Here is a 14,359-nt window from a genome sequence, read left to right as displayed (position 1 = left end):
CCTGTAAATACAGGGCTATTTTTATACTATAGATTAAATAAAACCTAAAATTTCAGGCCTATTCCAAATTGAAATCTTGTTCCTTCTTCACCAGCGAAAAGGCTGAAATTTCCCTGTATAGCATCGGCACTATTAATCCAAATTCCACCTCCGTAGCTGTCATGCCACTTATCACTGTTTTGAGAATCCACCCATACTCTTCCTAAATCATAGCCGACGTAAATACCAGGTTGAAATGGCAGGAAACTAGTCTTCACGGTATTAAAAGAATATCGCAGATCTGCACCTGTTCCAAATGAACTTTTCCCTGTATACCTTTCTAACCTGTAACCTCTAAGACCGCTATCTGCTCCTAATTGTGCCGCCTGGTAGAATTCATACTCTTTACCAATATTAATATGAGCTTCGGCCCTGGTTTTAATTACTAACTTTCTATTATTTGTTAGAGCGTTATAAAATCCCATATATGGCTTAAAATAACCATATTGTCTGCCAGGATCTGTTGTATTGATTTTCGCACCAAGATTCAGCTCGAAAAGCATCCCTCTTGTTGGGTTCAGTACATCATCATAGCTTTCATATCTATACATAGCATCAAGTCCGGCAAAGTATTTTCTTTCGAAGAAATCGGGATCTGTGGTAGTAAAATCTTCAGAAATAAATCTTCCTTCTTCATCCTGAACTTCGATCCCTTCAAAGCTTGCCGTGAAACCGAAAAAGCTACCAAAAGGAGTTTTATTAACTAATGCTGCTTTTACGCCATATTTGCTTAAGCCCACTCTGTTATAGCTAAGTCCCAAGTTTTCCTCGAAATTTTCAGTTTCATTACCAAATCCGAAGAAATTTTCAGAAAATTGAGGACTTGCGAAATTTGCCCCCAATTGCAGGTTATATTTTCCAATTATACTTGCAAATTCAGCTTCGTATGCCAGAGCAAAACCATTCGTTGATGAATGAACTTCCCCGGAAAATGTATGCTGCGAAGTAAATGGATTCCTTTTAAATTTATTGATAGACTTTACATACTCCAAGCCGAAATTAAATCCGTGATCTGGATTATAGCCTATTTCCGGAAGAATAGAGCCTGAAGCAAATGTCTTTTTATCCTTATCATAGGTATTAATCTCGTAATTATCGGTTAAACGAAGTCTCGCATCACCTGTTTTCTCAATAGTATTTGGTAAAGACTTATGATCATAGATCTTAAGATTTTTCCCACCATCTATATTGTAGACGTCGTTGTTTTGCCCACCAATTACCCGAACAAAGATCTTGGAAGGACCATTATCTTTTACAAAAATCCTGTCGTCATCATCTAATCCATATACCCAGATTTCTTTGGTCTCTTCGTACTTGTAATTTTTATCACTTAATTTTTCAGCTCTTTCACCATCCTTATTTCTGGAAATGGTAACTCGAGTTTCACCGTTTTCAAGCCTTTCAATATCTACAAAGTCATCCTTATCGGTTCCTGTAACAATGGCAAGATTTGCTAAATGATCATAATACCTTTCAGCAATGTCAACAATATTATTTCGACGGCCTTTAAGATTGTTAATTAAATCCTGGGTAGTTTCGCCCCTTGTTTCTTCAGGTAATTTTGAAAAAGCTTCTTCTATATCCTCATCGGTTACATTATTCTTAATAAATTCTGCCTGCTCTATCCAGGTTAATTTACCTTTATTCTGCAACAGCGACCTATCCAGCCCCATCGCGGCAATATTGAACCACTCTACATCGGTAATATCGTCTCCATATACCGCGAACTGATTAGCAAAACCGGTAAGCGCCCTTAGCGTTCCGAAAAAGGCACCATCGAAATTAGAAAATACCTGATCCCGATCTCTAGGAATAGGTTCAAAATGATGTTTCCCTTCTTCATCTTCAATTTCAGCCCAACGCCATTGATCCTGGTGCCTATCCCAATCTCCAATAAGCATATCAAAGATTCTTGCTCTTACATAGGCTGATTCATTCAAAGTATATTTCTCATCCCTTCTTAACCTTTCGATCATATCGGCCGTGCTAACAATATCATGATCTGGGCTTCCAAAAGACTCGTAACCGGTCCAACCTTCTTCAGGTCTTTCAACGATCATATAAATATCATCACCATGTATGGAATTATACTTTCCTAGTGCTTTTTGTTTAGGTAAATAAAAAACCTGAGGGTTCGTATGATAAACTCCGGCTGCTCTGCTCAAAGTTGGAATTGCCAGAAAGCCATATGGGTGTGCCGCCGTATAAAAGTCTGTCAGCAAATTTTCTGCTACCGTATTTTCAAGTTTACTTTCAACAGGTTGATTCTTAAACGCCACATTCTGTAAAAATCTAAGGGCATCTTTTCTAACCCTTCTAATGTTGTATTCACGGCCTGCACTGTCTTTTACCCTAAGGGATACGGTTTGGTGACCTCCACCCTCTCGTACTACTTCTAATCCGCCATAAAGGGTATCAAGATCTGCTACTTTAAAAGTCACATCTGTACCATATAATTTACGGTATCTCTCTCCCCAGACAGTTTTATGAACAGGACTTTTATCGGTTTCGGTTTCTTTGTAAATGGAAGTGGTCTTAGTTCCAGGGAAACTTTCTGGATAATCTTTAAATTCAAAAGGAACAGGCGTTTTAAGGACTTCCTTCTGAAATAATAATTTAGGCTTATTATCCTGATTTCCGTAAAAACTTATCCATGATGATCCGTCTTTAAAAATATCTAAAACAGCAAATCCTTGACCGTTATATGCAAAAACACCATCATTACTCAAAGTAGCATAAGATGCCTTTGATCCAGACCCGGATACGATCTGCTTTACACTATCATGTTCTATATATTGCAAAGAATGTTCGTGACCAGACGCAAAGATAAGCCTCTCACTACCCTGCGCAATCGTGGATAACCTGTTGGCCAATGACTTGTAGCGATTATTTTGAGCATCCTGAATAGACACTCCCCCGGTTGTCCTGATTAAAGTGGCAAGTGATCCAAGAATTGGTAAAGGGATCTTCTTCTGCGAAGGGTAAATATGCCTGTCTATAGTATACTGACCTCCATGAACTCCGTTTGTGTAAATAGGATGATGTAAGGCAAGAAGAACAGTTTTATTCTGATTCTTTTTAATTTCAGATTCCAGTTCAAGGAACATTGCTTCCCTGGTTTTGATCTGATCACAATTATCATTTATTCTCGGATTTCTATCCCAATCCTCTAAATACCATTGTGAATCTATCACAATAAGCTGAATATTTTCTGAAACCTCAATTGATTCTAGTCCGCAACCAATTTCCGGGCTCCAAATAAGGTCATCTTCAAACCTTTCTTTTAAGTAGTCCTTTTGTCTTTCAAGACCATCTAATTTTTCATTATACCAGTCATGATTTCCTGGGATTACAACAACCTTCCCCTTATAATTCTCGATAGCATCAAGTTGCGCATCCAGACGATATTCTGCCGCCTCACGCTCAGAAGAGCTTTTTGGAGGCATCCCATCAGGATAAATATTATCTCCCAGGAAAATAGTATAATTCTCATCCTTATTTACTGAATCCAAATAGGTTTTAAATGCTATTAAACCAAGAGAAGATCCTCCCGGGGGTGAATACCCACCATCTCCAAGGAGATAGAAAGATTTTTCTATTTCTTTATTTTCAGGATAATTAAAGTCTGATTTTGCTTCTCCATCGCGATATTTAGGTTCTACCGTAGCACAGGAAAAAGCTAGGAAAACTAAGAAGATTGGGGCTAAAAGTTTAACTTTTTTCATAGAAAATTATGCTCAATTTTTTTTGTAATTTGGTCGTTCCACTTAAGAACTTCATGTATGAATAATCTCATAGAGAAAGCTGATAAATTTGTTGAAGAATTATTTAAAGATAAACTGCCAAACACCTTTATTTATCATAACTACCAGCATACGCAGCGTGTGGTTAAAAGTACTAAAGAATTAATCGATAATTCTGAAATTAATGTTAAAGAGGAAGAGGCTCTAATCCTTGCAGCATGGCTGCATGACACAGGATATATCCATAAATACAAGGGGCATGAAGTAAAAAGCGCCGAGATAGCAGAATCCTTTTTAAATGAGCATAATGCTACTGAAGAGTTAATAGAAAAGGTAAAAAAATACATTTTGGCGACGAAGTTCTCGAACATTCCTGAATGTATTGGAGAAAAGATCATAAGAGATGCAGACTCTTCTCACTTCGGAAAGGATTATTTTGAAGAGACCAGTGAATTTCTAAGACAGGAGCTGGAACTTCATAATATTAAGAATTTCACAAATGCTGAATGGCTCGAGGAGAACATCATGGTATTTACTGAAAAACATCAGTATTATACAGATTATGCTATCAAAAATTGGAAACCGAAAAAAGAAGACAACCTGCTGGAACTTATTGAAAGTAAAAATAAGCAGGAGAAGAAATTGAATAAAGAAGAGCATAAAGCTCGCATGAAGGCTAAATATAAGAATGAAAACCCGGAAAGGAGTATCCAGACCCTTTTCAGAGTTACTTTGAGAAATCACATCAAACTGAGTGATATTGCAGATACCAAGGCTAACATTCTATTATCTGTTAACGCCATTATTATTTCTTTAGCCCTGGCAAATCTTATCCCTAAACTGGAGGCAGAATCCAATAAGCATTTGCTTATCCCCAGTCTTATTTTAGTGCTTTTCAGTGTAGCTTCGATCATCCTATCGATACTTTCCACAAGACCAAATGTAACCAGTGGAGAATTCACCAAGGAGCAGGTAAAGAACAGAAATGTAAACCTCCTGTTTTTCGGTAATTACCATAAAATGCCATTTGATCAGTTTAAATGGGGAATGAATAAGCTTATCAAGGATAAAGACTACGTTTACGAAATGCTTATGCTGGATTTACATTTACTGGGAAAAGTACTCCACAGAAAGTATTTCCTGCTCAGGTTAACCTATACGGTATTTATGACCGGGATCATTGTCTCTGTGATCGCATTTATTCTTGCGTTCTATCTAATGTAATTCTTCCATTAGATCATCATAATTAATGATCTTTTCAGGATGATTGCTATCCGGGGTATAAAGTATATTCACCCGGATGGCTTTTAAACCAACAACCCCCTGTACATCTTCCAGGTCTAGCAATTCTACCTCATCACCAAAATAATTCTTAGCCTGTAGATATTTGATGTATTGCAGATATTCTCGTTCATCACTACCCTGAGAATAAACAATGGTCATTTTACCTTTCTGGGTTACTCTTTCTTCAGTCCCCTTCACAAAGGCTTTATCTATTCGTTTTTTAATGATCTCGTACCGCGCGTTATAAGTACCGTCAACATCAAATTTCTTTTCATCCATTCTATACCTAATAGACATAGTGCTATTATAAACGAGGATCAAAGAGGCTGCTTCTAATTTTATCGGAGTATTTTCCTGTAACTGGTAGAAACGATTTTCCATTTCACACATAGTGCTTAATTGCCAGAGTCTTAAATTGAATAAATAGACCTTGTTAAATGGACGTTGATTAGCCATGGAAGCTCCTATATACATGTTATGGTCTACCCCATCGGTCTTATATCTTTCAAAATAATGGGGATATATGCCCTGTGCCTGCACCTGTTTTTTATCAATATACCTGGACATGGTACGGTTGATCTGCTGAACCGTATCATCGTACTTCTTGCGGTGATTATATACCAGGCCGGTTTCAGGATTTAGCATTTTGGAGTAATCATCAACCAGCTTTCTAATTTCGTCTGATTGCTTTTTTAAATGACTCATTAACGGATTCACTTCCTTCTTCAGAAGATTAAAAACCTCTTGCTCACTACTTGCGTTAAGCTTATCAAGAAGTTCCTCTTTAAAATCTGAGATCCGGTATTTTACCTGGTCATAAATAGGCAATTCTTCAATTTCATAAGCCTTTTTAATAATATCCAGAATAATGTCAAGTTGATCCAGAAGATCTTCTTTGATCGCATCATTTCTAGCTTCAGAAGAGGCTACTATATCAATTTGTCCATATAGCGGGAAAACATCTTTAAAGGTAATATCCTTAAATGAAGCCAGGCCGTCCTTATCCAGATCCCGAATAAACTTCTTTGCTTCTTTTTCAAAAACCCACAGTACACTTGGATGTATCGAGGTACACTCACTTTGAATAACAGCTTTCACCCTGTTTTCAAAATCGTTACGATTACGCTCTACGGTAGTAACTATATAAGGTAGAATATCGTCCAGCTTAATAGCATTAATGCTGTTGAGTTCATTCTTTCTTTGAGAAACCAGTTCCAGAACGCCCAGTAATCTTCCGTTCTTAGCAATAGGTGCAAGCAAACAGCTTTTAACCTTATTCTTTTGAAGGTTTTTGGCAAGCAGATTATCATTCTCTTTTACATAATCATCTACATTTGAAATGCTGAAGTATGAATTATCATCTATTAATTTCTGAAACCCGCTTTTACAGATCCCGGTTTCACAGTCGTTAACCAATTTATCATCTAGAATAAAGCTCGTTGCTTCACCATTATCCATACGTTCAAAAACCATGTCTTTATGATTAAAAACAGTAAAACCAACTCGCAAGTCTGAAATCTTATAAATAGACCTGAAGATCTCCTGAAGTTTTTGCAACTCTTCAGTTTCATTTACTTCTTCAAATAAAAGCGTGGTTTTTAATTCTGAAATAGCGTCATCTATCGTAACATCTGTAAGATTCACGATGGTAAAACCTTTAAAAATATAACTACCAGGAGGAATTTTTTCCTTCCATAATTTTAAGTCATCTACATTCTGTAGTAATTGATCTACATCACTCTCAGAAATATCAGGCGCACTATCCTTTTTAATGATCTCCACAAAATCGGCATTCATGGCGATTCTATAATGTCTTCGAATTCCGTTTTCATCTGGAATGTCATAATATAGAGGCCTTGAAACATCTATATTATAGCCATAGTATTGCTTAAGCACCTGTATACAGGCAAATATATAGATAAGCTCTTCATCTGTATTTCGAAAAGAAAGCTGAAAGTCTTCCCCGGCATTTTTAAGAATCTGCTTAAGTCTTTTGGATTTATTGAAGAGGATATCGTGAAACGGAACCGCTGCAGCTTTAATCTCATTATTGGTTAATATATTAGGAAAAAGGTCATCAAGTAAAATCTCTATTGGCTCTTTGAATTTTTTAAGAAGATCCAGATTTTCAAATCCTTCAGATAATTCAGGATAATCTGATATATATGCCAACATATCTTCCATGTATTTCCTGGAAATACTGCTTTCGATTTCATTCACCTCCTTTTTATACTGTTCAATAACCTTATGGAAACTGATCTTTATATCTAAAGGAAACTCTTTTAATTGCTGCATCATAACCGGATAATTTAAGGTAAAATTAAAAGTTATGGAAGCCGATTAAAGCTAACTACATTTAAATTAACAATAATTTATAAATATTGATCTACTATGAGAATGTAGTTCTTTATTTTTGTGAAAAATACTTTAACAAATGAAGAAAATAGCAATATTGATTTTTGGTTTCGCTTTAATACTAACGGGATGCCAGGAGGATAAAGGCTACTATTTAAGCGGAACAATTGATGGCCTAGATAACGGCACCAAGGTTTATATTTCTGAGAGAGATGAATCTACTCGAAGTCTAAAACCAATTGACACTGCGACCATTCAGGATGGTAAATTCGAAATAGACATGGAAGATCAGGATCTTCCTAGTTTAAGCTTTCTGGGATTTGAAGGGGTTAATGGTAATGTAGTTTTTATTGCTGAAAATCAAGAAATAAGATTTGATATAAATAAAGACAGTCTAAGAAATACCGAAATTTCGGGAGGTAAAGAAAATAAAGCTCTTGCCGAATATTTGGAACATTTAAAGGAGCTAAACAGCAAAATGGTTGGGATGCAAACCGATATGCGTCGCGCTGCAAGTGAAAAAGACACTGCTACCCTTAATAATTTAAGAGAAGCTCAAACCGAATTACGAGATAATGATAAAACCTTTAAGAAAGAGCTATTCAATAGAAATAAAGATTCTTATGTCTCTATCATGTTATTAACAGATATGCTTAATATGAGAACTCATTCTTCGTCTGAAGTTAGAGATATGTATACTGAGGTTTCAGATAGAATTAAAGAAACTCCACTGGCTAAATCATTAAAACAAAATTTAGACAATAGTCTTGCGGCTGAAGTTGGAAGTAAAGCTCCTGAATTTACAGCTCCTACTCCAGATGGAGAGCAGTTATCTTTAGACGAAAACTTAGGAAAAGTTACTATTGTAGATTTTTGGGCCGCATGGTGCAAACCTTGCCGAATTGAGAATCCTAACCTAGTACGTACCTATAATAAATATAAAGACCAGGGATTGAATATTATTAGTGTATCTCTTGATAGACCGGGTCAAAAAGACAGATGGTTACAAGCAATTGAAGATGATAATCTGGAACAGTGGAGTCACGTTTCTAATCTGGAATTCTGGAATGAGCCTGTTGCCAAACAATATAGAGTGCGTTCTATTCCTGCTACTTTCATTCTGGACGAGAATGGAGTTATTGTAGCTAAGAATTTAAGAGGAGATGCTCTTGCTAATAAAATTGGAGAATTATTAAAATAATTCAAGCCTAGAAATACTAAAAAAAGCGCCAATTGGCGCTTTTTTTATTTCAGCTCAAAGCCTACATTTACTTTTATCTTTATCTCTAATTCGCCGGGAGCAATCGTTTCCTGACTGCCTTTAGCTGCACTCATTTCTACAGCTTCATCCATTCTATAAACAGGTTGAGAATTTCGGTAATCCATTTCACTAATTGAAACTGCTTTCCCAACTTCCTGTCCTAATGGTTCAGATAGTTGCCTGGCTTTATTTTGCGCGTCCAGAACAGCTTTTTTTCTAGCCTCCCTTTCGTATTTTTCCATTTCAGAAGACTTGAATTGAATTCCATCAATCCTATTAAGTCCATTTTCTAATAGACCTTTCATGATCCTTTCGTAATCCTTTATATCATCCAGGCTTATAGAAATTGCCTGGTTAGCTACATAGCTATAGGTTTTATCGTTATAGTCGTAACGTTTATTCAGATTCATATAATCGGTCTGAATATTCTTCTCATCTATATTCTGTGATTTTAGGTATTTGATCACCTTATTCACCACCTCATCATTTTGCTTTTTAACTTCGGCAGCAGAAGAACCTTCATGTTCTATTCGGGATTTAATAAGCACCTCATCAGGTTCTACTTTTACGGTACCTTCCCCGGTAACGTTAACTACAGGTCTTTCCATATTCTGTTGAGCTATTGCCGGAAAAGCAGCAATCAGCGTTAGAATAAATAATACTTTTTTCATATAAATAGTTTTTAGTTTTATTGAATATAACCAAGAAGAGTACCAAACTATAAATAACCTGTTCTTTGCAGAAAAAAAAGAATAACGATAGGGATTGCCAGTAAAATAACCATGAGCAGGTGAGTTTCAAATACCCACGGAGCAAAAAGCATGGTTAAGAGGTAACCTCCTGTCGCACCGCCAAAATGAGCATCATGACCAATATTGTCTGTCCTGCGTTTCATACCGTAAATAGTATATAATAGATAGCCAATTCCGAAGATATAGGCCGGGACAGGAATAACAAAGAATAGACCCAGGGTCATATCTGGTTGTAAAAGAATTGCTGAATATAAAACCCCCATCACCGCACCACTTGCACCAACTGCCGTATATTGATAATCGTTCTTATGAAAGAAAAATGAAAGCAGGTTTCCTAATAACAAACTACCCAGGTAAATAATTATAAATGCAACAGATCCTAAATTATAGATTAAGACATTGGCGAAAAAAAACAGGGTAAGCATATTAACAAATAGATGTCCCGTATCTACATGGAGAAAGCCGGAGGTGAAAATTTGAAATTTTGAACCTCCTTTTATATCGGCAATATTGAATTTGTATTTATTGAAAAAAGATTGATCACTAAAACCTTTAAAAGAAACCAGAACATTCACGGCGATTACAACGAGTGTTGCAAGGCTTAATTCTCCCATATTTGCGTAAGTTTAATTTCAAATATACCATATATTTGCCGAAAGAATTTTTATGCAAGGATTAGTTTTCTGGTTGATCTACCCTATCCTATGGCTTATTTCCATTCTCCCATTCAGGTTATTTTATATAGTCTCGGATCTCGTATTCGTATTGGTTTATCATATAATAGGTTACAGAAAAAAAACGGTAAGGAATAATCTGGAACTGGTGTTTCCGGAAAAGTCTGAAGATGAGATAAAACAGATTCAGAAGAAATTCTACAGTCACATGTGTGACATGTTTCTGGAGATGATAAAAAGTATTAGTATTTCAGAAAAGGAAATTGAAAAACGATTCACTTTTACAAATCTGGAATATTTAAGACAACTGGAAAATCAGGATAAAAGTCTAATTGTAATGCTTGGTCATTATGCCAGTTACGAATGGATAAATGCTTTACAGCTTTATGGTCTTAAATATAGAACCTACGGTATCTATAAGCAAATTAAGAATAGACGATTTGATAATCTGGTAAAAAAAATTAGAGGAAGATTTGGTGGAACTTTGATCACGACTAAAGAAACTACTTCTACAATAAGATATAATCAGGAGAAGGGGATTTTGGCAAATTATGCAATGATAGCTGATCAATCTCCCAAACTTAGTCGTGCGAAATACTGGATAGATTTTATGGGAATTACCGTACCGGTTTTTGAAGGATCAGACAGAATGGCCAGAAAACTGGATATGGCGGTCATCTATCTTCACGTAGAGAAAAAAGGACGTGGATTTTATGAAGCAACCATAAAACCTATAACTGAAGACGCTCCTAACGAACCAGAACATGCTATCACTAAAAAGTTTGTAGAATACCTGGAGAGTCAAATAAGAAAGAAACCAGAATATTATTTATGGACTCATAAACGATGGAAACATCGCAATGAGCCCATTCCTGAAAATTCTGAAATAATTAATTAAGAAATTATATCCTTAATCTCTTTAATCATTTTCTGTGCTAGATCATCAGCTTCCTTCTGTGATTTAGCTTCAGTATAAATTCTAATGATTGGTTCTGTGTTAGATTTACGAAGATGAACCCAGTTTTCAGGGAAATCGATCTTAACACCATCTACGGTAGAAATTTCTTCCTTAGAATGCCTTTTTTCTACAGATTTCAGAATTCCGTCAACGTCAAGATCTGGTGTTAGTTCTATCTTATTCTTACTCATATAATAGGAAGGATACTCATTCCTGATCTCAGAAACCTTCTTGCCATTTTCAGCCAAGTAGGTTAAGAACAATGCTGATCCAACAAGACTATCTCTACCATAATGCGCTTCTGGATATATTATTCCTCCATTACCTTCTCCACCAATAACAGCATTATTATCTTTCATAAGCTGAACGACATTCACCTCTCCTACCGCACTGGCCTCATAATTACCCTTGTGCTTTTGGGTTATATCTCTTAGAGCTCTGGAGGAAGATAAATTACTTACCGTATTTCCAGGGGTTTTGGAAAGCACATAATCTGCACAGGCAACAAGTGTATATTCTTCTCCAAACATCTCACCATTTTCATCAATAAATGCTAGCCTGTCTACATCTGGATCTACTACAATACCGAAATCTGCCTTTTCTTTTTTTACCAATTCACAGATATCTTTTAAGTGCTCTTTCAATGGCTCCGGGTTATGCGGGAAATGACCATTTGGTTCACAATAAAGTTCTATAACCTCAACGCCCATTCGTTTTAATAATGCAGGAATCGCAATACCACCGGTAGAATTCACGGCGTCTACAGCAACTTTTAGATTTGCCTTTGCAACCTTATCTGCATCTACCAGTTTCAATTTTAAAACTTCATCTATATGTTTTTCTATATAGTCCTCGATCACTGAAATTTCACCGAGATCATCCACATCTGCAAAATTAAAACCTTCCTGCTCTGCGATCTCAAGAATCTTTGCTCCTGCTTCACCGTCTAAAAACTCCCCTTTACTATTTAATAGTTTCAAGGCGTTCCATTGTTTAGGATTGTGACTGGCAGTAAGAATTATTCCGCCATCTGCTTTTTCTAATGGCACAGCAACTTCGACTGTAGGCGTTGTAGATAAACCAAGATCAATTACATCTATTCCTAAGCCGGTTAAAGTATTCATAGTAAGCTCCTGGATCATTTTCCCGGAGATTCTGGCATCTCTACCAACAACCACTTTCAGTTTTTCGGTATTAGATTGTGCTTTTAGCCACGTACCATAAGCCGCGGCAAATTTTACAGTATCTAAAGGTGTTAAATTTTCGCCTGTTTTACCTCCAATGGTTCCTCGTATTCCGGAAATAGATTTTATTAATGTCATTCTTGATTTATTATTTTTCTATGATTTACTCCTAAAATGTAGGGTATTCAATATTTCACAAATATACATGGCTATAAAGTTACTCTCTAAAAGTTAACAAAAATTAACCCCGGTATTCTTTAATTTGTATCTTCCCTAAATGAATTTTTTAGCCCATATCTATTTATCTGGAGATAATGATCAAATTAAAATCGGTAATTTCATGGCCGATTCTATTAAAGGGAAAAAATACCTGAAATATCCAGAGGAAATTCAAAAAGGAATTGTGTTGCACAGGGCGATAGATTATTACACAGACACACATCCTGTTTTCAAACAAAGCACTAAGAGACTCTTCTCTACCTATGGTCACTATAGCGGAATTATCGTAGATATTTTCTATGATCACTTCCTGGCAGCCAACTGGAGAAAATATTCTGGATCGCAATTAGAAAAGTACACCCTTGATTTCTATGCTCTATTAGAAAATAACTTCGATATCTTACCTTCAAAAGTAAAAAGTTTTCTGCCGTATATGATCAATGATAACTGGCTCTTGAGTTACGCTTCTATAGAAGGTATTGAAAAGGTGCTTTCTGGAATGAATAGAAGAACTGGAAGAAAATCTGATATGCATTTAGCAACGAAAGAGCTACAGGAACATTATCAGGATTTTCAATTTGAATTCGAGATCTTCTTTGATGAAGTCATTGTCTTTAGCAAGGAAAAAATTTTGGAACTTAATGAGAAATAGAAAAGGCCGGTTTTAAACCGACCTTTTAAATACTTCATTCTGCAAGGTTCAGATTATTTTACAAATCTCCATCTTCCATTTATCAGCTCTACTTCTTTTAAATTTTTTCCTTTTTCAACATACCAGGTGTCGTCCTTTCTAAGCACCATTACACCTTCAATAACATACCATTCACCATTAACATACTCCGGTTCAGGATTAGTTGGCTCTGGCTCTGTAGGCTCTGGTTCGGTTGGCTCCGGTTCAGTTGGTTCCGGCTGGGTAGTAGCACCAGGATACATCACTTCTATTCCTTCAAGATCACCGGCTGAAAGTTGGGAGCGTTGTACAGAGAATGCTGAACCATCTTTCCTTGTAATTGTAGGCTGTCCATTCGCTGAAAATGAATACGAACTATACATCATTAACGAACCAAGGTCCAGTCCCGCAGTATAGTCTGCACCATCATACCCAGCTTGAACATAAGTATAAAAATTATGCTCTCTACCAGAAATAATATTATCAAAATGAACAGTAATGGTCTGATCTCTGTCTGATCTACTTTGTTCATGCCATAATCCTACAGCATGACCTATTTCATGGATAGTATTCCCTGTAGAACAACCATCAGCGAGAGTAATAGGCTGCCTTCCTCCTATCATTCCAACATATGAGGAACAACCTCCTCCAGGAGTAAAGTAAACGTAATTAGATTCTGAAGAACGTCTAACGAACTTAACCGCAGTATTAGATTCCCAATGCGAAATAGCGTCAGATACTCTTTGCTGATTCGGCAAAGCAGGATCTATATCATAATAAACTGTATTCTCTGGCCAGAAGAATTTTGTACGGCCAACACTTTTACTTAATTCGGTAGGCTCTTCATTAGATTTCAAAACTAAATCTACCGGGCTTTTAGAAATACTAGATTCAGAAAGAAAAATATCTCCCTGATATACATACTTCCCTTCAATCATTTCTACTGGAAGTTTTCTACCTGCGAAATAGACATCAGATACAATTCCGGTTTTATTGGGAAAAGCAATTTCAGTAAGATCATCAGCAAGGAATTTTTCAAACTCGTTTTCCTGAGATAAAGAATTTGATATTTCATCATCACTACAGGACATAAATGCCAGTAAGGGCACTGCTAAGAAATACTTTAGATTTTTCATAAGTAGGAGTTTTTAGTGGTTTAAAGAGTGATTGAATTTTGGGTTTCGACCACCCCGTGAAATTAATAATGTATTTAATCGGTT

General features: G+C 36.2%; 10 protein-coding genes. 4 read left to right on the top strand and 6 right to left on the bottom strand.

All coding sequences use genetic code 11. The features are described from left to right. Window positions 1-44: 44 nt before the first annotated feature. Entirely contained in the window at window positions 45-3,764 is a 3,720-nt protein-coding gene (locus G530_RS0108570; protein WP_026934139.1) for a metallophosphoesterase, read from the bottom strand. 57 nt (window positions 3,765-3,821) lie between these two features. Between G530_RS0108570 and G530_RS0108565 the strand changes: the two genes are divergently transcribed. Then, a complete protein-coding gene (locus G530_RS0108565) occupies window positions 3,822-5,006 on the top strand; it encodes a Pycsar system effector family protein (protein ID WP_026934138.1) in 1,185 nt (394 codons plus the stop codon). Here G530_RS0108565 and G530_RS0108560 read toward each other — a convergent pair. Beyond that, entirely contained in the window at window positions 4,998-7,364 is a 2,367-nt protein-coding gene (locus G530_RS0108560) for a cell surface protein (protein ID WP_026934137.1), read from the bottom strand. The genes G530_RS0108565 and G530_RS0108560 overlap by 9 nt on opposite strands. Window positions 7,365-7,500: 136 nt before the next feature. Here G530_RS0108560 and G530_RS0108555 point away from each other — a divergent pair, with 136 nt between their 5' ends. Continuing rightward, window positions 7,501-8,622, top strand: coding sequence for a TlpA disulfide reductase family protein (locus G530_RS0108555; RefSeq protein ID WP_026934136.1), 1,122 nt, complete (start codon window positions 7,501-7,503; stop codon window positions 8,620-8,622). Window positions 8,623-8,666: 44 nt separating this feature from the next. Here the strand turns inward: G530_RS0108555 and G530_RS0108550 are convergent, their stop codons facing one another. Further along, window positions 8,667-9,353, bottom strand: coding sequence for an SIMPL domain-containing protein (locus G530_RS0108550; RefSeq protein ID WP_026934135.1), 687 nt, complete (start codon window positions 9,351-9,353; stop codon window positions 8,667-8,669). 47 nt (window positions 9,354-9,400) lie between these two features. Continuing rightward, the gene (locus tag G530_RS0108545) at window positions 9,401-10,048 is read right to left on the bottom strand and encodes a rhomboid family intramembrane serine protease (protein WP_026934134.1); all 648 of its coding nucleotides are present in this window, start codon (window positions 10,046-10,048) and stop codon (window positions 9,401-9,403) included. 52 nt (window positions 10,049-10,100) lie between these two features. Here G530_RS0108545 and G530_RS0108540 point away from each other — a divergent pair, with 52 nt between their 5' ends. Then, window positions 10,101-11,006, top strand: coding sequence for a lysophospholipid acyltransferase family protein (locus G530_RS0108540; RefSeq protein WP_026934133.1), 906 nt, complete (start codon window positions 10,101-10,103; stop codon window positions 11,004-11,006). Here G530_RS0108540 and glmM read toward each other — a convergent pair. After that, window positions 11,003-12,388, bottom strand: coding sequence for a phosphoglucosamine mutase (gene glmM, locus G530_RS0108535; RefSeq protein ID WP_026934132.1), 1,386 nt, complete (start codon window positions 12,386-12,388; stop codon window positions 11,003-11,005). The genes G530_RS0108540 and glmM overlap by 4 nt on opposite strands. A gap of 139 nt (window positions 12,389-12,527) precedes the next feature. Here glmM and G530_RS0108530 point away from each other — a divergent pair, with 139 nt between their 5' ends. Further along, a complete protein-coding gene (locus G530_RS0108530) occupies window positions 12,528-13,121 on the top strand; it encodes an acyl carrier protein phosphodiesterase (protein WP_026934131.1) in 594 nt (197 codons plus the stop codon). Between the two features lie 53 nt (window positions 13,122-13,174). Here the strand turns inward: G530_RS0108530 and G530_RS0108525 are convergent, their stop codons facing one another. Beyond that, window positions 13,175-14,275, bottom strand: coding sequence for a M12 family metallopeptidase (locus G530_RS0108525; RefSeq protein WP_026934130.1), 1,101 nt, complete (start codon window positions 14,273-14,275; stop codon window positions 13,175-13,177). Window positions 14,276-14,359 lie beyond the last annotated feature (84 nt).

The sequence above is a fragment of the Christiangramia echinicola DSM 19838 genome, from assembly GCF_000423065.1.
Classification (GTDB): Bacteria; Bacteroidota; Bacteroidia; order Flavobacteriales; family Flavobacteriaceae; genus Christiangramia; species Christiangramia echinicola.
This window is presented reverse-complemented; position numbering and strand designations above follow the sequence as displayed.